The sequence below is a fragment of the Desulfuromonas carbonis genome (assembly GCF_054658035.1).
The window spans coordinates 287,692-311,213 of record NZ_BAAHXR010000001.1 but is presented as its reverse complement, the minus strand read 5'-3'; the positions used below and the strand labels follow the sequence as shown (position 1 = coordinate 311,213).

The following is a 23,522-nucleotide window of genomic DNA, read 5'->3' as shown; positions in this document are numbered from 1 at the left end:
CTGGGCCAATACCCGGGGTCCGGTCCTGGATTTATTCTTTTCCGTTCATCAAAGCAATTCCCGCCCGTTTGTCGAATCCCCAGCCGTTGAAAAGCCGCACAGTATATTCACCGGCCTGCACGGGTTTGCGGACTTCGAACACCCGTTCCCCTTGCCTGGTCTTCCCCCACTGCTCACCGAGAATCGGTTCCGGCAGAAGACTGATACCGGAGCCGCTGCCGACGGCAAGGAGCCGGCCCTCGGTAAACGCTACGGTCCGAATGCGGGTCTGGGTTGGCAGCAGAGCAACTTCCAGGGGGCGTGCGGGGTTGGAAATATCAAAGGCATGGACGTCGTTTTCCAGATCGGCGACGTAAAGCAGATCGTCGTGGGCGGTCAAGGCAAAGGCCGCTCCCAGATTCTCAATCTGGCCGATCAGGCGCGGGTTCGCCGGTTCTGAGACATCCACTATCTTGACGCCTGCGCTGCCATGCGCGATATAGGCCATCGAGCCGTGCAGCAAGACCTGGTTGGCATTGCTGTTGGGGAGCTCGCTCTGGGGCCAGGGCGACTGCAACTGCCCGGCAAGTCGGGGCGATCGCGGGTCGGAGAGATCGATCACCACCAGCCCTTCCTTGCCGACGGCGAGGTAGGCATGAGTACCGGTGGAAGTTATGTCGCGGGCCGGGCCGGGCAACAGCAGGTGGCCAAGGAGAAGGGGCTGCTGCGGATTCCTCAGGGAATAGACCTGGAATTCACCGGAAGTCTCCGTTGCCAGCAGCAACCCGCCGGCCAGGGCCAGGGAGGTTACCGGATCGCTGCTCGCGACCTGACCGACCCGTTGCGGATGAATCGGGTCATCGACCGCTATGACCAGGATGCCACCGGAGCCGTCGGCCAGGTAGACGAGATTGCCGCTGATAGCCATGTCCTGGCAAATACCCGGGGTGTCGATGGTTCCGACGATACGCGGGGGGGTGTCGACAACGTTATCCAGAATCACCAGCCCCGCTTCCCCGGCGGCAAGAAAGACAAGCTCTTGTCCCGCGCGGATCCGGCGGATCCGCTCATCGAACTTCAGTAACGGGGTGCGGGTGAGCTCCGGCAGCTGGTCAAGATCGATAACCTCAAGGCCCGAAACCCCGGATGCCAACAAGGCTACCTTGTTGATAAGAGCCACGGCGGTCGCATTGCCGGGGCTGTCGATGGCATGCCGCAGGAAGGGACGGCGGGGGTCGGCGACATCAATGATTTGCAGACCGTTTTCGCCGGCCGCCAGGTAGGCCTGCGTCCCCCGGACCTCGACCTTGAAGGAACGTACCGGGCTGGCGAGGTACGACAGCACCCGGATCCGGCCGGGGGGGGCCAGATCGATGACCTGGAGGCCCCCGCTGCTCGCCGCCACGTAGCCAAGGGTGCCGACCGTGGTCATGCTGGAGGCGCCGCCGGGCAGGGCGAGACGCTGGCCGAGGCGGGGATGCCGCGGGTTCTCGATATCGACCACCACCAGGCCGCTTTTGCCGCAGCTGATCAGGAATCGATGGCCCACCTTGATTCCGTGCCAGGGGATGTTGGGGAGGGCCGTCTGGCTGAGGAGAGCCGGGCTGGACGGGTCACGGATGTCATAAATCCGCAACGTCCTGTCGGTGGTTAGGACATAGACAAGGTTGTTCTCGCCGCAGGCGTGCAGGGCCGGGCTGCTGGTGGTGATCGTTCCCAGCAGCTCTGGATTCGCCGGATCCTGGATGTCGACCAGGTGAATCCCGGCGTTCATGGCGGCGACCAGCAGGGTCGTGCCGGAGGCGCTCAGGCCCCAGGCGCGTCCGGGGAGATTCAGGGAGGCGATGATCCGTGGCCGCTCGGGGTCTTTGAATGAGACGGTTTGCACGCCGCGATAGCTGTTGGCGACCAGGCCGTAGTCGCCGGCGAGGATGAGATCCCGGGCCAGGCCGTAGGTGGGCAGGTTGGCGAGTACCGCCCGCTGCCCGCCGCTGTCGCGGACGAGGGAGAGGCGGGTGTCCGGGGAGAGGTTCTCCCCGGCAACGGCCAGGCGAAGTACCCCTGGGCGCGTGGCATTTAACTGGCGCAGGGTGGTGATTTGTGGTGCGACTCCCGGCTTAGCCGGAAATGCGAGAGACCAGAGGAGCATCGCCACGAGCACCAGATAGAGGCCGCTGCCGAGGCCGAGCAGAAAAATAGGACCGGATCGTCGCCGTGGCCGCAGCGCTGTCGCGATCGGCGCCTCCTCCCGCCTCAGGTCCTTAGCCATTTTTCAACCATGTCGAGTAATTGCTGCTGTTTAAAGGGCTTGCTCAGGTAGTCGTCCATTCCCTCGGCGCGGCAGCGCTCGGCATCTTCGGCCTGGGCGTGGGCGGTCAGGGCGACGATTGGCGTGCTGTCGCCGCGGTCGCGTATCGCTCGGGTTGCAGTAAAACCGTCCATGCCCGGCATCTGGCAATCCATGAGGATCAGGTCGTAGCTCCCTGCTTCGCTGCACGCCACGGCCTCATGGCCACTGGCGACCATTTCAAGGGTGTAGCCGGCGAGAATTAGGCCGATCAGTCGCTGGGTGGTCGGATTGTCCTCGGCGACCAGGATCCTGCCCGGTTTCTGCCGGGCGGTGCCGGCCTCGCCCCGGGTATCCCGGGCAGTCGGTTCTTTGCTCTCCTCCAGCTGGGTGGGGGGAAGCAGCAGCTGGGGCAGGATCGACATCCGCAGTGGTTTGAACAATAAATCATCCCGCCCGGCCAGGTCGGGACCCCGGGTGCCGGCAGGGTAGGCATGGGGGACGAGAAGGATCTCCCGGGTGCCGGTAAAGAGTGGCGACAGGCGCAGCTCGTCGAGCGTCCGCGAATTGGGCTCCAACAGCAGCGCATCGAGGAGGGCGAAACGGAAAGGGGGGCGTCCCGCGGCCTCCGTAAGGAGGCGATCCACTTCATCGGCATGACCTACCGCTACCACGGTGAGCCCGAGCCGGGTGAGCTCCTCGGAGAGAAGCTCGCGAGTCCCGGTATGGTCATCCCAGACCAGAACCGTTCCGAACTCCTCGGAATGACCCGCAGGGAGGGGCGCCGGCTCCGGCAGCCGGAAGGGGATGGAGAAGCTGAAACTGGAGCCCTGGTTAAAGGTGCTGGTCACCTCCGTTTGGCCCCCCATCATGGTCACCAGCTGCCGAACGATGGCCAGACCGAGTCCGGTGCCACCGTAGAGTCTGCTGGTCGAATTGTCCCCCTGGGAAAAGGACTCGAAGAGCCTTTGCAGTGCCGCCGGCTCAATGCCGATGCCGGTATCCTTGACGGTGCAGCGTACCAGAACGCCACCGGCAGCCAGGGGGCTGGTCGCAAACTGGAGGCCGACCTCGCCCCGCTCGGTAAACTTGACCGCATTGCCAACCAGGTTGAGGAGAATCTGGCGAATCCGGCCCGGATCACCGATCAGGGTCGCCGGGCAGGCGGTATCAACCCGGCCAAAGAGTTCCACCCCCTTGCTGTAGGCCTTCTCCCCGAACAGGCCGAGAACATCCTCGACGATCAACTGCAGGTTGAAGGGGACATTCTCCAGTTCCAGCTTGCCCGCTTCGATTTTGGAAAAATCGAGAATATCGTTAAGGACCGCCAGCAATGCCTCCCCCGAGTTGTGGACAGTGCGTGCCATGATGAGCTGGTTCTGGTCCAGGGGAGTGCGCAGCAACTGTTCGGTCATGCCGAGGACGCCGATCATCGGCGTGCGGATTTCGTGGCTCATGTTGGCGAGAAAGCGTGATTTGGCCTGACTTGCCGCCTCGGCAAGATGGCGGGCCTGGTCGAGCTCGGTGACTGTTTGTTGCAGCTGCCGGTTGGTTTTGCTCAGTTCCTCGGTGCGCTGGGCGACCTGGACTTCCAGCCCCTGGCGGTAGGTTGCAAGGGTTTGGTCGCGGCGGGCGATATGGTCGAGCATCTCATTGAAGACGGTGACCAGGGTGCCAACCTCGTCCCGGGTGGTGGCGACGGCCCGCACCGAAAAATCCTCCGTTGCCGAGACTTCCTTCATGGTCGAAGCGAGCTGCAGGATCGGTCGCGAGATGACTTCCTGCAGGCGTGCGGAAAAGAGGTAGGCGATCACCAGCACGACCCCCATCACCAGCAGGGAGCCGAGCAGGAATCGTAGCAACCAGGTGCGCAGAGCGCTAAGGTCGGATTGCAGATAGACCAGTCCCAGTCGCTGGCCATCAAGCAGGACGGGGAGTGCCACCTCCAGGGAGCGGAGGGTGAAGAGCTGGGCAACCTCGCCCTGTTCGGCGCTCTCCATCACCAGCTGCCGGGTGACGGGTAATTCGGGTTTTTTCGCGCCGGGCGGATCGAGGGCCCGGTACTGGGCATAGGGCTTCAGGTTTTTGTCGAATATCAGGGCGAGGCGGATTTCCGGTTCGCTGCTCAGGGAGGCGAGAATCGCTTCGGCGGTCGGGAGGTCGTGGAAAAGCAGGGCTGAGCTGCTGTTGGCACCGATGACCTTGGCCAGCGCGGTCGTCTTGTTGATGAGGCTGTTGCGGAACGAGACAATCTCGGAGAAGACATAGGCTCCCGACGCCAGCAGCAATACCAGCCCGCTGGTGGCGAGCATGATGGTGGTCAGCTTGGTTTTGAGGGACGTCTCTGCGAAGAGTCGTGGCATCGTCTTCGTTCCGCCGACGGCCGGTTCGGGGCCTAGTCCTTTTTCAGGTCGATCCCCAGCACCTGGATCTTTTTGCGCAGGGTATTGCGGTTGATGCCGAGAATCTCCGCGGCCCGGACCTGGTTGCCACGCGTCTTGTCGAGCACGATGCGGATCAGGGGGCGCTCCATCTGCTGCAGAACCATTTCGTAGAGGTTGTCGAGGTCCTGCACGTCCATCTGGGCCAGGGAAGAATGCAGCTTGTTGGCAATCAGTGCTTCGAGGGAACCCTCGTTGTCGCGCCGCTGGGCGCCGCCGAGCAGCCCGGGAAAGTCCTCGGGGGTGAGGATCTGGTCCGGGGAGAGGAGAGCGGCGCGCTGGATGGCGTTTTCCAGTTCGCGGACGTTCCCGGGCCAGCTGTATCCCTTGAACAGGCGCATGGTTTCTTCGGTACAGCCGCGGGCCGGTACGCCGAGATTTTCCGCAGCGCGTTGAATGAAGAACTCCACCAGCAACGGAATGTCCTCGCGGCGTTCGCGCAGGGGCGGTAACTCGATCGGCACCACATTGAGGCGGTAGAAGAGGTCCTCGCGGAATTCGCGGTTGCGCACCTTCTCCTTGAGGTCCTGGTTGGTAGCGGCGACAATCCGGACATCAACCGCGATGGAGGTCGATCCGCCGGTACGGGTTACCTCTTTTTCCTGCAAAACGCGCAGCAGCTTGGCCTGGAGTTCGAGGGGCATGTCGCCGATTTCGTCGAGGAAAATGGTCCCGCCGTTGGCCTGCTCGAACTTGCCGGCTTTGCGCTCCACGGCGCCGGTGAAGGCGCCCTTCTCGAATCCGAAAAGCTCGCTTTCGAGGAGTTCCCGGGGGATGGCCGCACAGTTAAGAGCGAGAAACGGTTTGCCAAGGCGAGGGCTGTTGAAGTGGATGGCGCGGGCCACCAACTCCTTGCCGGTCCCTGATTCCCCGGTAATCAGAACGGTAATGTCGGCCGGCGCGACCTTGCCGAGGACCTTGTAGACCTCCTGCATGGCGCGCCCCTTGCCGATAATATTCCGGTCCAGCTGATAGTGATCGCGAATCTCCTCCTTGAGAAGCTTGACTTCTTCGGTCACCTCCGAGGCCTTGCGGGCCTTGAGGATGATGGCATCGAGAGCATCGAGGTCGAAGGGCTTGGTGATGTAGTCGTACGCGCCCCGCTTCATCGCTTCGACGGCATTTTTCATCGACGATTCGGCCGTCATGATGACGACCAGCACCTCCGGGGATTCGCTCTGGATTTTCGAGAGCAGATCGAGCCCGGACGTCCCCGGCATCTTGATGTCGAGTACCGCCAGATCGTAGCGATTCTGGCGCAACAGGGCCAGCGCCTCCGTTCCGTTCGCCGCAAGGTCGACGGAATATCCCTGTTTGGTCAGGGACTTGGAGAGAACCCAGCGGATACTTTCTTCGTCATCAGCTACCAGAATTCGGCGAATTGACATGGCAGGGCTATCCAGAAATTAGGGGTTTAAGGGATCACCATCAAAAAACGCAGGGTCTGGTTCAACGAATGAAGGGGAGCGAGACACTGACTGTGGTGCCTTCCCCCTCGCGACTGTCGAAGCGGAGCAGGCCCCGGTGACTGTCGACGATCTTCTGGCAGGTGGCCAGGCCAAGACCGCTGCCGCGATTCTTGGTGGTGTAGAAGGGGGTGAAGATCCGATCCAGGTCCTCGGCCGGAATCCCCCGCCCACTGTCGCGGATTTCGATGACGATCAGCGGCACCGGGCGTTGTCCCGGTTTCTGCATATGGAAATCGGAGGCGACCCGGCTGCAGATTTCCACCCGCCCCTTCCCCTCGATCGCTTCGGCGGCATTCTTTATCAGGTTCAGAAAGAGCCGGGTCAGCAGGTTTTCATCGCCGAGCAGCGGCGGAATGCTCGGATCGAGGGTCAGCACGAAATCGATCTGTTTGCCGCGGTGCGCCTCTTTCTGAAACAGGATGATATCGCCGAGCAGGCGGCCGATATTTACTTCCTGGAACTGGGGGAGGCGGGGGCGGGCAAGATCCATCAACTCCTCGATGATGCCGTTGACCCGCTCCACCTCCTTGATCATGATCCCGGTATACTCGTGCAGGGGGTTTTCCGTGCCGAGTTCCATGGCGAGCAACTGGGCCGCCCCCTTGATCCCGCCGAGGGGGTTTTTGATTTCGTGGGCGAGCCCGGCGGCGAGGGTGCCAAGCATCGACAACCGGTCGGCACGGCGTACCGCATCCTCCAGCTCCCGCAGCCGGGAAAGATCACGAATGATCAGCACCACACCCTCCCGGTCGCCGCTGTCGGTATAGATGGGTGAAGCGGAAACGCTCACCGGCAACGGCGGCGCGGAGGGGCGCTGCAGGTGGATGTTCTCGTCGTCGGAAATGGAGCGCCCGACATCGAGTGCGGAACGGATGAGCGCGAGAATCTTGTCCTGTCCCGCGAAGAGTTCCTCGAAGTGGCGGCCGAGACTCTGGCGTTCGGAGAGACCGGTACAGGCCTGGGCCGCCGGGTTGAAGAGGGCGATGCGCCCGGCGCGGTCGATGGCGACGACCGCCCGGTCGATGTTATCGACGACCCTGGCGTAGATCTGGGTGTCTTCCTGCCCGTCCCGGGAGCTCATGGCGCCGGCGTCCCCTCGACTGCTGAAAAAAAATCATAGACTGTGGTGCGCAGGCCCGCCAGCGACTCGGTGCTGTTGACCCGGGCGCGAAATTGAGCCGCGCCGGGCAGCCCCCGTGCATACCAGCAGAGATGCTTGCGCATCTCGAACAGTGCCCGGGCCGGTCCTTTCAGGGCCGCAACCAGGGCGAGGTGGTCGTTGGCGACCTGCAGCCGCTCCCGGGCCGTCGGCGGGGTCGGCTCAATACCGGCCTGCAGGTTCAGGATGTCCCGAATCAGCCAGGGGTTGCCGTAGCCGCCACGGCCGATCATGAGGCCGTCGCAGCCGGTCGTGGTCAGCATCGCAATGGCATCGCCGCCGCAAAAGATGTCGCCGCTGCCAATGACTGGGATTTTCAGCGCTGCCTTCAGTGCTGCGAGGTGCTGCCAGTCAGAGTGCCCGCTGAATCCTTGTGCCCGGGTCCGGGGGTGGAGGGTGACTGCCGCCGCCCCTTCGGCTTCGGCAATGCGCCCAATCTCGAGAAAGTTGATCGACTCAGCGTCCCACCCGGAGCGAATCTTGACCGTCAAGGGACGGTCGCTGGCGCGAACGACCGCCGCCACGATCCTGCCGACCCGGAGCGGATCGCGCAACAGCGCGCTGCCCGCCCCGGAGCGGACCACCTTGGGGACGGGACAGCCGAGGTTGAGGTCGAGCAGCTCTCCAGCATCCCCTACCAGGCGCGCCGCCTCGGCCAGAACCGCCGGGTCTTCACCGAAGAGCTGGACCCCGAGGGGGCGCTCAGCCGGGTCGGATTCGAGCAGTTCCCGGGTGCTGCGACCGGCGCGAATCAGGCCATTGGCGCTCACCATCTCGGTGAAGACCAGCCCGGCCCCGAAACGTTTCATGATGAGGCGATAGGGAAGGTCGGTGATCCCGGCCATCGGCGCGAGGATGATGTTGTTGGTGAGTAGCAGCTGGCCTATCCGCATTGCATCCAATTATTGCACAATTTTTACGCATACTAGCATGGGAGGATGAGAAAGCAAGGGGAAAATCGGGGCCCGTGCCAGCCGCCCTGACGTGGGATACTGTATACAAAATTCAACTTGACAAGCGAGCCTTGAGTTGTTAGAACATTATTTGGAAAATGAGACCAGACAAGGTTTAGAAGGTCCTGTCCACTCTCGGTTTTTCCAACTTATTATTTTTATTTCATGCGTTTCCGGTTGGTAGTTTGATTGGCCCCGGGAGGGGCCGCCGATATCGTTGTCGTTGCGATCGGCATCGTTTGTTTTTGTTGGCCTGATGGATCAAGCAGGATCCATCGATTTTTCCCAAAAGGAGAGAGAGTATGTCGAAACTGAAGGAAGTCCTGCGCAAGAAAATTGACGAGCACCGCCCCCGCACCACCCGCCTGGTTAAGGAGTTTGGCGAAGTCTCGCTGGGTGAGGTGACCATCTCCCAGGCCATCGGCGGCGCCCGTGGCATCAAATGCCTGGTAACCGACATTTCTTATCTTGATCCGATGGAAGGGATCCGTTTCCGCGGCAAGACGATTCCGGAAACCTTTGCTGCCCTGCCCAAGGTCCCCGGTAGCGACTATCCCTATGTCGAGGGCTTCTGGTGGATGCTGCTGACCGGCGACGTGCCGACCATGGAGCAGACCCTGGAAGTGGTCGAAGACTGGAAGAAGCGCTCCGAGGTTCCCCAGTACGTCATCGACGTGCTGCGTGCGCTCCCCCGCGACACCCATCCGATGACCATGTTCTCCACCGCCGTTCTCGCCATGCAGCGCGATTCGGTTTTTGCCAAGACCTATGCTTCCGGCAAATTCAACAAGATGACCTGCTGGGAAGAGATGTACGAGGACGCCAACAACATGATGGCGAAACTCGGCCCCATCGGCGCCTACATCTACCGCATGAAGTACATGGGCGATACCCACATCAAAGCCGATCCCAAGCTGGACATGGGCGGCAACTTTGCCCGCATGATGGGCATCCCGGCTCCGTATGACGATGTTGCCCGCATGTACTTCATCCTCCACTCCGACCACGAGTCCGGCAACGTCTCGGCCCACACCACCCACCTGGTGGCTTCGGCCCTGTCCGACGCCTACTATGCCTACAGTGCCGGCCTTAACGGTCTGGCCGGCCCGCTCCACGGCCTTGCCAACGAAGAAGTGCTGCGTTGGACCCAGAACTTCATGCAGCAGCTCGGCGGCGAGGTCCCGACCGAGGAGAAACTCAAGGAAGCGCTCTGGGCCACCCTCAAAAGCGGCCAGGTCATCCCGGGCTACGGCCACGCCGTGCTGCGCAAGACCGACCCCCGCTACACCTCGCAGCGTGAGTTCTGCATGAAGACCCCGGGTCTCAAGGACTATCCGCTGTTCCAGCTGGTGAAGATGATCTTTGAAGTCGCTCCGGGCGTGTTGACCGAGCATGGCAAGGCCAAGAACCCTTGGCCGAACGTCGATGCCCAGTCCGGTGTCATCCAGTGGTACTATGGCGTCACCCAGTACGAGTTCTACACCGTCCTCTTCGGGATCGGCCGCGCTCTCGGCTGCCTCGCCAACATCACCTGGGACCGCGCTCTCGGTTACGGCATCGAGCGGCCCAAGTCGGTGACCACCGCGATGCTGGAAGCCGCTGCCGGGGTCAAGTAAGCTTCTTCTCGGAAATGTTTCAATGAGGTTGTGATCATCGGGGATGCCAATTCGGCATCCCCGATGTTTTTCAAAAGAAATCGGGGCCATGACAGTCATGGCCCCGATCTGCTTTTGCGCGGCAATCGCCAAAGGATCTATTTCTTTTCCAGGCGCGTTGCGTAAATCAGCAGCTTCTGGTCTGTGTACGACTCGACCTCGCCGGCAAAGGTTTCAACCTGGAAAAAATCCTGAACTTTCGCCGGAGCCTCGATAAAAAGGCGATTCAGGCGTTGAATTCCTTCGCGGTTGAGCCCGGCGCGGCGCGCCCAGCTCTGGAAATCATGAGTCTTGGGAAAGATGCGGGTCGCTTCAACGGCAAAGCCGGCATTTTCCACCATCTGCCGCCATTCCTTTTCCGAATAGGCCCGGACATGGGTCGGATCCCGCAGCTTTTCCATCGTCTGGTAGAAGTCGGCCACCTCCGGGTCCTCGGGGAGGAGGGTATCGATGATGGCCATCCGCCCCCCCTTGCGGCGCAAGACGCGGTGGAACTCTTCGAGGGCGCGCGGAACATCGGGAAAGTGGTGGGGGGCGATGCGGCAGGTGAGCAGGGTGAAGGACCCCGCCGGGAAGGGGAGATCCTCGGCGTCGGCTTCGCGGAAGGTCACATTTTCCACTTTTCCCTGTTCGGCAATATGCTCCTGGGCCCGCTTCAGCATCTGCATCGTCAGGTCCGAAGCGACCACGCTACGGACCAGCGGGGCAAAATAGAGGGCGGTATGCCCGCCGCCGCAGGCGACATCGAGCATGACGTCCTCAGCGCCGGGCTGGAGTAGTTTCACTGCCTCTGCCAGGTCAGCGCCGCCGGCGAAACCACTGTCCCGGACGTAGCCATCGGCCACCCGGCTGAATTGTTCGCGGACTTTATTCTTGAACGCTTCTTTCATCGGTGACTCCTGGTTTGGGCCCAATTATAGCACTCGAACGGCAAAATGCTTGTTCTGACAATTCTCGGAATCATCTTTTCCCGGGGTGGATAACTGCGGTCGAAATGGAACGGGAATTGCTTTAAACCCGGCGATTCTCCTTCCCCGGGCAACCCGGGGAGATTCCCGGAGGCGGGAACCGGGGCTTTTGGGCGGAAAGCTGTCGGGTCGCCCCCGGCAGCCAGACAAAAACCTGACGACACGGCAAGGACAATGGTAATGATGGATGGGATCGGCAAACAACTGATCGAGCTGGGAATCGGCCTCTGGCGGGAATTCCTCTACATTCTGCCGTTTCTGGCGCTTGGTGTGCTGCTGGAGGCGGTGATCCGCACCTTCAAGTGGCATGTCAAGATTCGCAAGGCCCTGACCCGGTTCGGCGTTCTCTCCATCGGCATGGCGACCCTGCTCGGTGTTGCCAGTCCCCTCTGCGCCTGCGCGACCCTCCCCTTGGTGATTTCGCTCCTCCTCGCCGGGCTCCCCCTGGCGCCGGCAATGGCCCTTCTGGTGACCTCTCCGCTGATGAGCCCGGCCGGTTACACCCTTCTCAACTGGGAACTCGGTCCAGCCTGGGCTAACGTGATTCTGGTGAGTGCAATCTTCATGGGGCTCTTTGCCGGGACTGTCACCCACCTGTTGCGCCGGCGCGGTTTCAGCGAGAAACTCCTCTTTCGCGAGGCCCTGCCGGCCGGGGATTTCCACGACCCGGACTACCCGGTCGAGGAACTGCGTTGCGACTGTGGCAAGCAGCTCTCCCATCGCGTCGACCGCTGTACCCACAACCGTTTTCTGGTCTTTCTCGCCAAGTTCTGGGAAGGGTTCCTGAAAATCGGCAAGTTCGCGCTGATCGGCCTGGTGATCGAAGTCGTCGCCCAGCAGTTCATTCCTCACGAATGGCTGGCCGCGCTCCTGGAAGGGGAGGGGGTTCTGCCGATTCTCACCCTGACCTTTGCCACCATCCCCCTGCATCTGCCACAGGTGACCGCGGCCGCCATGCTCTACGGCTTCGTCTCGCCGGAAGTCGGCAATGGCATCGTTCTCGCCAAGGGGGCCGGCATCGCCTTGCTGGTCGGCGGTCCGGTGACGGCCCTGCCGGTCATGGGTGTATTCATCACCATGTTTCGCAAGCGTGTCCTCTTCCTCTACCTGACCCTCTGCGTCACCGGGACCCTGATGGCAGCCTTCCTCTGGCGCTGGCTGCCGGTGCAGTTCTAGCCGCAATTTCCCGCCGCTATCATAAAGCAGGGTGCCCGAAGTCTTGGGCACCCTGTCGGTTTTTCAACCTCGCATGAACGCTCGCCGGTTACGCCTCGTCCCCGGCAGCGAGCCGTTCTTCGAACAGGGAGATCAGGCTCAACACGCTGTCGAGTTGCGCGGCGGGAATCCCTTGCAGGGCCTTGAGGGTGAGCGCCAGGCGACGGGCGGCAGCGAGGGCATTCTGCAGCTGGCGGCGTTCCTCGGCATCGGCGGGACGGCGGGCGGCACTCGCCTCCCGGAAGTGCTTGCGGACCGTCGGGTGGCTCCGTTCGTCCTCCACCACTGCCTTGCGCAGTTCGGCGTACTGCTCCGGGGGGAAGTCGTCCTCCTTCGCCTGGCGCAGCAGGTCGATGGAACGATAATCGGGGAGCGGTTTGAGTTCGCCGTGCCGGGCAAGGAGTTCCGGTTCCTCCTTCTCCAGGTAGCGGTAGGCCAGGGTCAGTTTTTCGGCGGTCGGCTTGCGGATACGGACTTCGCGGCTGCAATATTCGTCGAAGGAGGAATAGCCCCACTGGCGGTAGAGCCCCTCGCGGCTCACCTTGAGCAGTTCCTCGCCGAGTTCCACCCAGGTCGACTTGAAGCGCCTGGCGGTAGCGAGGACCCGGTAGCATTCGGAGCCCGGGTCGAGTTCCGCCAGCAGCTGCTCGATCAGTTGCTCCCCCCTGGTTTTTCGCTCCTGATTCATGGTCCGTCCTTTGTGCATTTTTCCGCCGCGAGTCTAGCACGTGACCCGGTCCCGGAAAAGGACTTTTGCCTTGGAGCGGTGGCGCGCTTCGGCTACAATCCAGCCCGGGAGGATCGACCATGAAGAGACGAAAATGCACTGTCGGCGCCGAGACCGTGCGCATGCTGGAGCTCGGCCATCCCTGGGTTATTGCCGATCGCTTTACCAGAAGCTGGTCGCCCGGCAACGTGGGTGACCTGATCGAACTCTGCGACGAACGGGAGAAGCTGCTGGCGACCGCTCTTTATGATCCCGGCGAGCGGATCGTTGCCCGGGTGCTCGCTCCGGGGCGGGTGGAGCTCGACGCCGCCTGGCTGGAGCGGCGCCTCGCCGCGGCCCTCGCTCTGCGCCGCCAGCATGTCGACCTGGAGGAGACGGATACCTATCGCCTGGTCAATGGGGAGGGGGATGGTCTCCCCGGCCTGACCGTGGACTGCTACCGTGACCGGTTGATGATTCAGCTCTTTACCGGTGCCTGGCAACCCTACCTGCCGCTTCTGGTGCAGGGGCTACAGAAGCTTCTGGCGCCAGCCGGCATCTATGAAAAATGGCGCCCGCAGCAGACCCGTGAACTGGCCAGCGGCGGGGAAAAGCACGTCGCCCGGCTCCTCGCTGGCAGCGCCGCACCAGGGCGCCAGCCGGTGACCGAGAACGGCCTGACCTTCCTGGTGGAGCTGGGGACGGGGCTCAATACCGGGCTCTTCCTCGACCAGCGCGAGAATCGTCGCGATCTCATGGGGCGGGTGGCCGGCCGCACGGTTCTCAACCTCTTTGCCTATACCGGCGCCTTTTCCGTCGCCGCGGCCGCCGCCGGCGCCAGCCGGGTGACCAGTGTCGACGCTTCCGGCAGCTACCTCGACTGGGCGCAGGAGAATTTCGGCGCCAACCGGCTCAATCCGAAGCGCCACGAGTTCATGGTCGGCGACTGTTTTGCCGTGCTTGACCAACTGCTGGCGGAGCGGCGGCGCTTCGACCTGGTGCTGATGGACCCGCCCTCCTTTTCCACTACCGCCAAAAATACCTTTACCACCCGCGGCGGCACCTCGGCCCTGGTCGCCAAGGCGTTACAGCTCCTCCCCGCGGGGGGGCTGCTGGTCACCTCCTCCAACCACCAGAAGGTCGACGTCGCCGACTACCTCAAGGAATTGCGACGCGGCGCCCTTGCCGCTGGCTACGAGCTGCGGGTGATCGGCCTGCGCGGACAGTCGGGCGATTTTCCCTATCCCCTCACCTTTCCCGAGGGGCGCTATCTCAAGTACCTGCTCGGCGTCAAGGGGTAGGCCGCGGGGTCGTCATCGGGCCAAAGAGCGCATCGTGGAGAAAGCGGTAGCCGGCGAGATCCCCTCTCTGACCCAGCGGGTGGCCGGCCGGCAGGATGAGAAAAGGCTGCAACTGCTCGCCGCCGACCGATCCGTGGCCACCGACCTGGTCGTCAAAACAGGCGATGCGTTCGCCGTCATAGGCGCCGAACAGGACCAGGTCGCCGCAGCTGTCGTTGGCGGCGAACTGGCACAGCTCCGGCCAGAGCTGTTCCGGTCTGCCGTAGGGACGCAGAAATTCGAGCGCTGCGGCCGGCGGCGCCTGGTCGCAATGACTGCCGCAGCGGCCACCGCGGTGCAGAATCCAGACCCGGCCATCGGCACTGCGGGCCATGACGAAACCGATGCCGCGATGATGGGTCAAAAAGCGCAACAGTAACGGCTGACTTTCCTCGATCGCTTCCAGGTTCAGCCGGGCCGGGCTGCCGGTAATGTAGAGGTGGGCCAGGGAACTCGAATAGGTCACCACCACACCCCCATCCGGATCGACCTTGATCGTCTCCGGCACCAGTGCCCGGATGCGCCGCTGCAGGGCGTTCTTGGTCCGGCGAAAGAGGCGCTGGCGCCAGCCGGAGGGACTTGCATCCAGTTCCTCCTGCAAATAACCGAGCTGCATGCGCATGAAATCCAACGGACCGCCGGAGACGGTGGCCTGCTGGTTCTCCCGCAGAAAGGCGCTGATCGCCTCGCCCAGGGTGGCGCCGAAGCGGTCGCGGAAGGGGTAGCCGGGGGTCTGGCCGTGGTCGGAGAGGATGACCAGCTGGTAGCGGGCGCCGGGGGCATGGCGCAGCATGCGCATGATCTCGCCGATGCGCTTGTCGGTGTACTTGAGATTTTTCAGGGCCTGGATCGAGGCGGGGCCAAAGTGGTGGGCGAGCTCGTCGTAGCCGCTGTAGGTCGTGTAGATACGAGGGACGCCGCTGTAAATATCGGCGATCACTCCAAAGGTCTGGAGTTCGCGCAGGATGACGTTGCAGAAGATGCGGATAAAGGGGAAGAGCCCCTCGTTGAGGCGCCAGGGACGATGCTTGCGGAAATGCCAGCGATCGTAGAGGTTGGTGAAATATTCGAGGACCGTGGCGGCTCCCATGCGGCAGATGCGCAGCGGGTGCAGCAGGATGACGAGGAGGAACCGCACCCCGCCGAAGCGGCCGAAGAGGGTCTGCGGGTGGGGGGAGGAAACGGTAAAGACGCTGCGCTCGGCATCGCCGTCCAGGATGTTGGAGTAGGAGGAGCCACCGGCGAGGATACCGGGATGGCCGGCCAGGAGGCGCTCGCGGAAGATCTGGACATGGTCCGGGTCGTTGCAGCTGATCAATTGGCCGGACGATTTTTCGAACCAGCGAAAGGCCGGAATCCCCCGCTCGACGCCGTGGAAAATGGCCGCCTGGGCCGCCGGTGTCGTACTCGGCAGTCCGGCCCGGTAGTCGCGCAGAGTATGCCCGCGCCGCAGCAGCCGCTCCAGATTGGGGAGGTAGCCACGGTCGAGCGCCTGTTGCAGGTGCGGCCCGGAGAGGCCGTCGATCTGGATGCCGACAAACCCGTCCTGGACCCCGGCGGCACGGCGCGCCAGCCGTTCCTTGCGGAAGGGGAAGAACTTGAAATAGTAATAGACCCGGAACAGACGCCCCAGAAATTGCCGCCAGATCACCATAACCCCCTGAAATTTTGGCAACTATACCATAGATCGAAAGCGGCGGGACAAGGACCGGCAGCCAACAACAAAAAGGGCCCGGGCCACCTCATGGGGTGGGCCGGGCCCTTGTCCTGTATCTGGTTGCGATCAGTCGGAAATCAGGGTCGCCGCGAGGATGACGACATCCTCCCGGGGGACATCCTGGTGCATCCCTTTGCTGCCGGTCGGGACCTGTTCGATGGCGCGGACCGTCTCCATCCCGGCCACCACCTTGCCGAAGACCGCATAGCCGAAGGCCGCCGGTGAGCTCCCCGAGTGATTGAGAAAGGCGTTGTCGGCGGTGTTGATGAAAAACTGGCTGGTCGCCGAGTCGATCACCTGGGTGCGGGCCATGGCGATGGTCCCGGTCAGGTTTTGCAGTCCGTTGGCCGCTTCGTTCTTGATCGGCTCCCGATTCTTTTTCGGTTTGAGGTCGGCGGTCATGCCGCCCCCCTGGATCATGAAGCCGGGAATGACGCGGTGGAATACCGTGCCGGTGAAAAAGCCATCGGCGACGTAGGCAAGGAAATTGGCGACAGTCACCGGCGCCTTGGTCGCATCGAGTTCGAGGAGAATCTCCCCCTTGCTGGTTTCCAGGCGGACCTGGGGATTGGTCTGGCTCATTCGAAACGTCTCCTTCGTGCGTTCTTGCCCCGAGGGGCGGGGAGGGAGGCGGTGTTGTGCTGCCTCCGGTGGGGGCGGCGGTACGACCCGCCTTATTCGATCGGCTGGGGTGCCGGCTGTTCCAACGGCACGAGGACAATCTGGATGCGGCGGTTTTGCGCACGTCCTGCTGCCGTTGCGTTGTCGGCGAGGGGGCGGAACGGGCCGAAGCCGCAGGCCGAAATGCGGTCGCCGGGGATTCCGACCTGCTCCTGGAGGAAGTGAACGACGTTGGTCGCGCGGGCCGTGGAGAGCTCCCAGTTGCTGGGGAAGGTCTGCTGCAGCCGCGGACTGATCGGTATGTTGTCGGTATAGCCTTCGACCCGGACTTCCTTGTCGACTTCTTTCTTGAGGATATCGCCGACCCGCTTGAGGACTGCCAGGCCGGCCTGCTTGACATCGGCCTTGCCGGAGTCGAAAAGAATGCTCTCGACCAGGTTGACGGTCAGTTTCCCCTGCAGTTCGGAGATCGTCACCTCGCCGCGGGCGATCTCGCTCTCCATCTTGCCGACCAGCTCGTCGTAGGTGTTCTTGATGTGGGCGATGCGGGCATCCCGGGCGATCTGTTCGGTCTCCAGCTGCGCGTTCAGGGTGCGGTTTGCGGTTTCGAGGCGGTCGATGGTCTGGCGCATTTCGGCCATGGCGGCCCCGGTCTGGGCACTGCGGTCGGAGAGGACCGTCTCGAGGCGCATAGTGTCATCCCGGGAACGCTGCAGGTCGGCGTCGAGGGCCGCCAGGCGGTTGTTGCAGGCCGCCAGCTCCTGCTGTTGCTCGGCGTTGGCCTCCCGCAGTCGCGCCGCCTCCTCGCCGAGCTGGCGATGGTCCTCGGTCAGCTGCTGAAGGGAGAGATCGAGCCGGTTTGCCTCGGCCACCTTCTCCTCGAATTTGCTCTTGCCGACGCAGCCGGCACTGGAAAGGGCGAGACAGCAGACGATGGCAAAGATGATCGGGCGCACGCGCGGCCTCCTCGAAAGCGGGAGAGACGGAAACTGCGGAGAGGATGAACCGTCTTTGTAGCACATCCAGCAAAATTGTAAAGGGGTGATGGCCGCTCCGTCCCCGGCCGGCTTTTGTGTTGCGGATCGTGCCGCGAACGTGCTATTAAAGAGGCGTTTTCAATATGTTAGACGGAGAGCCCGATGTTTGAAATCGAACGTATTATCCGCACCGCGCTGCAGGAGGATATCGGCCTGGGTGATGTGACCACCCGTGCCACGGTCGACCCGGGGACCCCGGGGCGTGCGGAACTGGTCGCCAAGGAAGATTTTGTCCTCTCCGGCATCGAGGTTGCTCGCCGGGTCTTTCAGCTCCTTGACGCCAACGTCGCCTGCGAAAATCTCAAGGTTGACGGCGAGCAGATTCGCAGCGGCGAGGTCTTGTGCTGGCTCAAGGGGGAGGCCGCCGTTCTGCTCCAGGGGGAGCGGGTCGCCCTCAACCTGTTGCAGCGGATGAGCGGCGTGGCGACGCAGACCGCAACTTTCGTCGCAGCGGTGGCCGGGACCGGGGCGGTGATTGTCGACACCCGCAAGACGACTCCGGGGTTGCGCGCCCTCGATAAATACTCGGTGCGCATGGGCGGCGGGCAAAACCACCGCACCTCCCTTTACGACGGCGTGCTGATCAAGGAGAATCACATCGCGGCTGCCGGAGGAATCACGATTGCGGTGGAACGGGCCCGGCAACGGGTTCCCCACACGCTGAAAATCGAGGTCGAAACCCGCAATCTCGAAGAAGTTGCCGAGGCGGTGGCGGCCGGGGCGGAGATTATCCTGCTCGACAATATGAGCCTCGAACAATTGCGCGAGGCGGTCGATTTCGTTGCCGGCCGGGCCCTTACCGAAGCCTCCGGCGGGGTCAACCTCGAGACGGTAAGGGCGATCGCCGAAACCGGGGTCAACCTGATCTCGGTCGGCGCCCTGACCCATTCCGCCCGCGCCGTCGATATCTCGATGCTCTTTCGCTGAGAGCTGGAGCCTGCTTGGAACGACCCGCCCCCCGTGAAGCGATCCTTGACCTCTTTCACCACCGCGGCGACAGCTTTGTCTCCGGTGCCGAACTGAGCGCGCTGCTCGGCATTTCCCGCAGCGCCGTCTGGAAGCAGATCGGTGTGCTGCGCGAACTCGGCTATCAGATCGAGGCGGTCCCCTCCCGCGGCTACCGACTGCTCACCACTCCCGATACCCTGATTGCCGCCGAAATCCAGGCCGGCCTCTCCACCCGGCTGATCGGCCGGGAGATCGTGTCGCTGGCACGAACCGACTCGACCAACCAGCGGGCCACGGAACTGGCCGAAGCGGGGGCGGTCGAAGGAACCGTGGTGATCGCCGAGGAACAGAGTCTCGGCAAGGGGCGGCTGGGCCGTCGCTGGGCCTCCCCGCCCGGGGTCAACCTCTACCTGTCGGTGCTGCTGCGGCCGCCGATTCTTCCCTGGGATGCCCCGCAACTGACCTTTCTCTCCGCTGTTGCGGTCGCCCGCGCTATCGCCGCGGAGCCGGGGATGGCGCCGGAGGTCAAGTGGCCCAACGATCTGCTGCTCGGAGGGCGCAAGGTCGCCGGCCTGCTCAACGAGATGCGGGCCGAGACCGAGGGGATTCACCATGTCGTGCTCGGCATCGGCGTCAACCTCAACATGACGGCTGACCAGTTCCCGGCCGACCTGCGTTATCCCGCCACCTCGCTCTGCCTTGAGAGTGGCCGCCCGGTTTGCCGCAGCGCCTTTGCCCGCCGTCTGCTGGAGCACCTTGATCTCCTCTACACCGAATACCTCCAGTCCGGTTTCGAACCGGTGCGCAGCGCCTGGGAAGGCTTCTTCCGGCTGACCGGCTCTGCAGTCGAGGTCGATTGCCAGCAGCGGTTGGTCCGCGGCACGGTGCGGGGGATCGACAGTGATGGCGCCCTGCTGGTGGAGGATGACCGCGGCGGCTGCGAACGGATTCTGGCCGGCGACGTGCGGCCCCTTGCGCTTTAAGGTCTGCAACCCGAACCTGATCGGACTTTCCATGCTGCTTGTCATTGATGTCGGCAATTCCAATATCGTCCTCGGTCTCTACCAGGAAGAATCTCTGGTCCGGGACTGGCGGGTGACCACCGACAAGTCGCGCACCATCGACGAGTACGCGATGCTGATTCACGAGCTCTTTCGCCTCTCCGATCTCCACTTCAGCGACATCGGCGATGTCATCATCTCCTGCGTCGTGCCGCCGCTGCTGACGACCCTGGAGGGGCTCTGCCAGGGCTATTTCAAGCGTAAACCCTATATTGTCGGCCCCGGCATCAAGACCGGCATGCCGATACACTATGACAACCCCCGCGAGGTCGGCGCCGACCGCATCGTCAACGCCGTCGCCGCCTATGAGAAATACAAGTGCGCCCTGATCGTCGTCGATTTCGGCACCGCCACCACCTTCGACTACATCTCGGTGCGCGGTGAGTACCAGGGCGGGGCGATCGCTCCGGGCCTGGCGATCTCCGCCGACGCCCTCTTCCAGCGGGCGAGCAAGCTGCCGCGCGTCGAGCTCGCGCGGCCGCCGCAGGTGATTGCCAAGAATACCGTCAACAGCATGCAGGCCGGGATCTACTACGGCTACGTCGGCCTGGTCGACGGGATTGTCACCCGGATGTGCCAGGAGGCCCGGGAGACGCCGCGGGTGATCGCGACCGGGGGGCTTGCCGGGCTGCTGGCGCCGGCGTCGCAGACCATCGAGGAGGTCGACCCCAACCTCACCCTGGAGGGGCTGCTGATCCTCTACCAGCGCAACCGTCCGGGTCTTTGACAGTCGTGGTGGCGGGTGGTAAGATCATCGCCAATTCATCGAAATAACTGGCATCCTTGCGAGACCACGGGGTGGTCGTAAGTCTGCCTGGAATTATTGATTTGACCGCGGCCCCCTCTTTCAATTTGGCTGCGAGCCGTCCCGTATCACCAGTTCCTCTTCCGATGGAATGAAAGGAGTGACCATGGGCAAGTACGACACCAGTAAAATCCGGAACCTCGGGATCGTCGCGCACGGCGGCGCGGGCAAGACCTCGCTGGTCGAGGCGATGCTCTTCAACACCGGCATGACCGATCGTCTCGGCCGGGTCGATGACGGCACCTCGACCATGGATTTCGAGCCCGAAGAGATCAAGCGCCGCATTACCATCAGCTCCAGCCTGCACCACTGCGAATGGAAGGGGCACAGCCTCCACCTGGTCGATACCCCCGGCTACACCAACTTTCTGCACGATACCCGCAACTGCCTGCGCGTCCTGGGCGGGGCGGTCCTGATCGTCTCCGCCATCTCCGGCGTCAAGGCCCAGACCCAGAAGATCTGGGAATGGTGCCAGGAGTTCGAGGTGCCGCGGATTGCTTTCGTCAACAAGATGGATCGGGAGCGGGCCGATTTCCTCAAGGCCGTCGATGACATGTCGAAAAGCCTCGGGACCCGCGCCGTGCTGGTCAACATGCCGATCGGCAGCGCCGAGGAGTTCCGCGGGATTATCGACCTGGTCTTCATGAAGGCGCGTTTTTTCGAGTTCGACGAGAAAGGAACCTTCCGCGAGGAGGAGATCCCGGCCGACCTCCTCGACGAAGCGCAGCGCTTGCGCAACCTGCTTGTCGAGGCCGCTGCGGAAGCGGATGACGAGCTGATGGAGAAGTACCTCGAAACCGAAACCCTCAGCACGGATGAGGTGCTCCGCGGTCTGCGCGAGGGGACCCTGACCGGCACCTTTACCCCGGTTCTCTGCGGCAGCGCCACCGCCAACATCGGGGTCCGCTCGCTCCTTGAATACATCGTGCACTGTCTCCCTTCCCCCCTCGACAAGGGGGTGCAGCTCGGCACCAATCCCAAGAGCGGTGAGATGGAAGAACGGCTGCCCGATGAGGCCGCCCCCTTCTCGGCGATGGTCTTCAAGACCATCAGCGATCCCTACACCGGCAAGCTCACCCTGTTCCGGGTCTACTCCGGCACCCTCAAGTCCGACAGCTCGGTCTACAACCCCGGCAAGGAGGCGATGGAACGGATCGGGCAGATCTTCGAGCTGGAAGGGAAAAAGCAGAAACCGGTCGCCGAAGCGGTGGCCGGCGACATCGTCGCCGTCCCCAAGCTCAAGGTGACCGCCACCGGCGACACCCTCTGCGACGGCGCCAGGCCGATCCTGTTTGAAAGCCCCCTGCCGCTCAAACCGGTAATCTCCTTTGCCCTGCAGGCCAAGAGCAAGAACGACGAGGACAAGATCCACAATGCCCTGCAGCGCATGACCGAGGAAGACCCGACGATCCAGGTGCAGCGCGACGAGGAGACCAAGGAGCTGATCCTTTCCGGCATGGGGCAGGTCCACCTGGAAGTCGCGGTCGAAAAGATCAAGCGCAAATTCGGCGCCGAAGTCGAGCTGAAGGAACCGAAGGTCCCCTACCGGGAGACGATCAAGAAGACGATCGAACAGTCCTATCGGCACAAGAAACAGTCGGGGGGGCGCGGCCAGTTCGCCGATGTCACCATCAAGATCGAACCCCTGCCGCGCGGGAGCGGCTACGAGTTTGTCGACAAGGTGGTGGGGGGCGTCGTGCCGCGCCAGTACATCCCCGCCGTCGACAAGGGGATCCAGGAGGCGATGCATCATGGTCACCTCGGCGGATTCCCGGTCGTCGATGTGCGGGCGACCCTCTTCGATGGCTCGCACCACTCGGTCGACTCGTCGGAGATGGCCTTCAAGATTGCCGGTTCGATGGGCTTCAAGCGGGCGATGGAGCAGGCGAGTCCGGTTCTTCTCGAACCGCTGATGAACATGGAAATCACCGTGCCGGATGACTGCATCGGCGATGTGATTGGCGACATGAACTCGCGGCGCGGCAAGGTTCTTGGAGTCGAGCCCAAGGCGAACAGCCAGGTCATCGGCGTGCAGGTGCCGATGTCCGAGGTCCTCTCCTACGCGCCGGATCTGCGGTCGATGACCTCGGATCGTGGCCTGTTCACCATGGAGTTCTCCCACTACGAAGAGGTCCCGCCGCACCTGACGGTAAAGATTCTGGCGGAACGCAATAAAGAATCCTGATTTCCCATTTCTTTTCAAGGAGGGTCCGAACGATGGCGGATAAAGACGATTTTACTTTCGAGGAGGAGGAGACATTCCTGGAGCCGGAGGCTCCGCTGCCGGAGGAACCGACTTCAGAGCCCGCGCCAGAGTGGGAGAACGATCCCGAGCCGCCTCCGGCCAAAGCAAACTCGCTGCTGCGCATCCTGTTGCTGCTGCTGTTGCTGATCGTGCTGGCCGGGGCCGCCTTCTACTTCCTCGGCGGCGTTCCCGAACCGGAGCCCAGGCCAGCGGTGGTCGCCAAGAAGCAGACGGTCACGGTGCCGGCCCCGCCGGCTGCCCCCCGGGACCCGGCGCCGGTCGCCGCCCAGCCACCGGTCAAGGCAGAACCGGCCGCCCAGCCGGCCGCCAAGCCGAAACCGGCTGCGATGGCGAAGGTGGAGACGGCGCCGGTCGCCAAACCTGCCGCCCCGGCCCCGGCGAAGGAAGCGCCCCCCGCGGCGCCGGTCGTGGCCCCGGTGGCACAGGCGGCGCCAGCGGGGGAGTACACCCTCCGCTCCGGCGCTTACCTGCTCCAATCGTCGATCGCCAGTGCCGAAAAGGTCGTGCGTAAACTCGGCTACGAACCGGTCTGGACTCCGATCGAACGGGAAGTGGCCATGACCCGCCTCAAGGTCGGCAGTTACGCTCCGGCGGAAGCTGCGGCCAAGGTTGCCGAGCTGGCCAGCGTGGCGCCTGACGCCTTTATCCTGACTCGCGATGGCCAGGCCACCGTCTATGCCGGCTCCTACCTGATCCTCGACAAGGGGCGGCGCTTTGCCGACCAGCTCTACCGCCAGGGGATTCGCGTCGAAGAGGAACCGGCCATGGTGCGCGAGACCCTGCAACAACTCAGCTTCGGTGATTTTGCCGATCGCCAGGCCGCGGATGCGGCCCTGGCCAGGGCGAAGGCTGCGGGCCTTGCCGCGACCGTGAGTAAACGTCCCTAGACAGAGGG

At 63.1% G+C, this 23,522-nt stretch carries 18 protein-coding genes; 8 read left to right on the top strand and 10 right to left on the bottom strand.

All coding sequences use genetic code 11. The annotated features are described in order from the left end of the window. Positions 1–31 precede the first annotated feature (31 nt). The 5 genes from ACYQ8E_RS01415 to dusB all read right to left on the bottom strand — a co-directional run bounded on the left by ACYQ8E_RS01415 (position 32) and on the right by dusB (position 8,228). Positions 32–2,248, bottom strand: a complete 2,217-nt coding sequence (locus tag ACYQ8E_RS01415; RefSeq protein ID WP_066725860.1) for an LVIVD repeat-containing protein — start codon at positions 2,246–2,248, stop codon at positions 32–34. Beyond that, entirely contained in the window at positions 2,233–4,629 is a 2,397-nt protein-coding gene (locus tag ACYQ8E_RS01410; RefSeq protein WP_066725863.1) for a response regulator, read from the bottom strand. The genes ACYQ8E_RS01415 and ACYQ8E_RS01410 overlap by 16 nt, the downstream gene beginning before the upstream one ends. Before the next feature lie 32 nt (positions 4,630–4,661). Then, positions 4,662–6,095, bottom strand: coding sequence for a nitrogen regulation protein NR(I) (ntrC, locus tag ACYQ8E_RS01405; RefSeq protein WP_066725866.1), 1,434 nt, complete (start codon positions 6,093–6,095; stop codon positions 4,662–4,664). Between the two features lie 61 nt (positions 6,096–6,156). Next, positions 6,157–7,257, bottom strand: a complete 1,101-nt coding sequence (locus tag ACYQ8E_RS01400) for a two-component system sensor histidine kinase NtrB (protein WP_066725869.1) — start codon at positions 7,255–7,257, stop codon at positions 6,157–6,159. Beyond that, positions 7,254–8,228: a tRNA dihydrouridine synthase DusB gene (gene dusB, locus ACYQ8E_RS01395; RefSeq protein ID WP_066725872.1), complete on the bottom strand. Its 975-nt coding sequence runs from the start codon at positions 8,226–8,228 to the stop codon at positions 7,254–7,256. The genes ACYQ8E_RS01400 and dusB overlap by 4 nt, the downstream gene beginning before the upstream one ends. A gap of 362 nt (positions 8,229–8,590) precedes the next feature. Between dusB and ACYQ8E_RS01390 the strand changes: the two genes are divergently transcribed. Next, positions 8,591–9,904, top strand: a complete 1,314-nt coding sequence (locus ACYQ8E_RS01390; RefSeq protein ID WP_066725875.1) for a citrate (Si)-synthase — start codon at positions 8,591–8,593, stop codon at positions 9,902–9,904. A gap of 137 nt (positions 9,905–10,041) precedes the next feature. Here the strand turns inward: ACYQ8E_RS01390 and ACYQ8E_RS01385 are convergent, their stop codons facing one another. Beyond that, positions 10,042–10,833, bottom strand: coding sequence for a class I SAM-dependent methyltransferase (locus tag ACYQ8E_RS01385; protein WP_066725876.1), 792 nt, complete (start codon positions 10,831–10,833; stop codon positions 10,042–10,044). A gap of 258 nt (positions 10,834–11,091) precedes the next feature. Between ACYQ8E_RS01385 and ACYQ8E_RS01380 the strand changes: the two genes are divergently transcribed. Then, positions 11,092–12,087, top strand: a complete 996-nt coding sequence (locus tag ACYQ8E_RS01380) for a permease (protein WP_066725878.1) — start codon at positions 11,092–11,094, stop codon at positions 12,085–12,087. Positions 12,088–12,175: 88 nt separating this feature from the next. On the opposite strand, the gene ACYQ8E_RS01375 is transcribed toward ACYQ8E_RS01380, so the two are convergent. Beyond that, entirely contained in the window at positions 12,176–12,814 is a 639-nt protein-coding gene (locus ACYQ8E_RS01375) for a hypothetical protein (protein WP_066725880.1), read from the bottom strand. Between the two features lie 119 nt (positions 12,815–12,933). Between ACYQ8E_RS01375 and ACYQ8E_RS01370 the strand changes: the two genes are divergently transcribed. Continuing rightward, on the top strand, positions 12,934–14,133 hold the full coding sequence (locus ACYQ8E_RS01370) for a class I SAM-dependent rRNA methyltransferase (RefSeq protein ID WP_066725882.1): 1,200 nt from the start codon (positions 12,934–12,936) through the stop codon (positions 14,131–14,133). On the opposite strand, the gene ACYQ8E_RS01365 is transcribed toward ACYQ8E_RS01370, so the two are convergent. From ACYQ8E_RS01365 to ACYQ8E_RS01355, 3 genes are all read right to left on the bottom strand, one after another. Next, positions 14,123–15,826: an alkaline phosphatase family protein gene (locus ACYQ8E_RS01365; RefSeq protein WP_066725885.1), complete on the bottom strand. Its 1,704-nt coding sequence runs from the start codon at positions 15,824–15,826 to the stop codon at positions 14,123–14,125. The genes ACYQ8E_RS01370 and ACYQ8E_RS01365 overlap by 11 nt on opposite strands. Positions 15,827–15,955: 129 nt before the next feature. Beyond that, on the bottom strand, positions 15,956–16,471 hold the full coding sequence (locus tag ACYQ8E_RS01360; RefSeq protein WP_066725888.1) for a peptidylprolyl isomerase: 516 nt from the start codon (positions 16,469–16,471) through the stop codon (positions 15,956–15,958). Positions 16,472–16,563: 92 nt separating this feature from the next. Continuing rightward, on the bottom strand, positions 16,564–17,466 hold the full coding sequence (locus ACYQ8E_RS01355; RefSeq protein ID WP_066725891.1) for an OmpA/MotB family protein: 903 nt from the start codon (positions 17,464–17,466) through the stop codon (positions 16,564–16,566). Positions 17,467–17,649: 183 nt separating this feature from the next. Here ACYQ8E_RS01355 and nadC point away from each other — a divergent pair, with 183 nt between their 5' ends. The 5 genes from nadC to ACYQ8E_RS01330 all read left to right on the top strand — a co-directional run bounded on the left by nadC (position 17,650) and on the right by ACYQ8E_RS01330 (position 23,514). Next, on the top strand, positions 17,650–18,474 hold the full coding sequence (nadC, locus tag ACYQ8E_RS01350) for a carboxylating nicotinate-nucleotide diphosphorylase (protein WP_066725893.1): 825 nt from the start codon (positions 17,650–17,652) through the stop codon (positions 18,472–18,474). A 14-nt stretch (positions 18,475–18,488) separates the two neighbouring features. After that, positions 18,489–19,478 (top strand): biotin--[acetyl-CoA-carboxylase] ligase, encoded by a 990-nt coding sequence (locus ACYQ8E_RS01345; protein WP_157471801.1) that lies wholly within the window; start codon positions 18,489–18,491, stop codon positions 19,476–19,478. Between the two features lie 31 nt (positions 19,479–19,509). Continuing rightward, the gene (locus tag ACYQ8E_RS01340; RefSeq protein WP_066729703.1) at positions 19,510–20,283 is read left to right on the top strand and encodes a type III pantothenate kinase; all 774 of its coding nucleotides are present in this window, start codon (positions 19,510–19,512) and stop codon (positions 20,281–20,283) included. A 184-nt stretch (positions 20,284–20,467) separates the two neighbouring features. Beyond that, entirely contained in the window at positions 20,468–22,546 is a 2,079-nt protein-coding gene (gene fusA / locus ACYQ8E_RS01335) for an elongation factor G (protein ID WP_066725898.1), read from the top strand. Between the two features lie 32 nt (positions 22,547–22,578). Continuing rightward, positions 22,579–23,514 carry a hypothetical protein gene (locus tag ACYQ8E_RS01330; protein WP_459859919.1) on the top strand — a complete coding sequence of 312 codons (936 nt, stop codon included), beginning with the start codon at positions 22,579–22,581 and terminating at the stop codon, positions 23,512–23,514. The last annotated feature ends 8 nt before the right edge of the window (positions 23,515–23,522 follow it).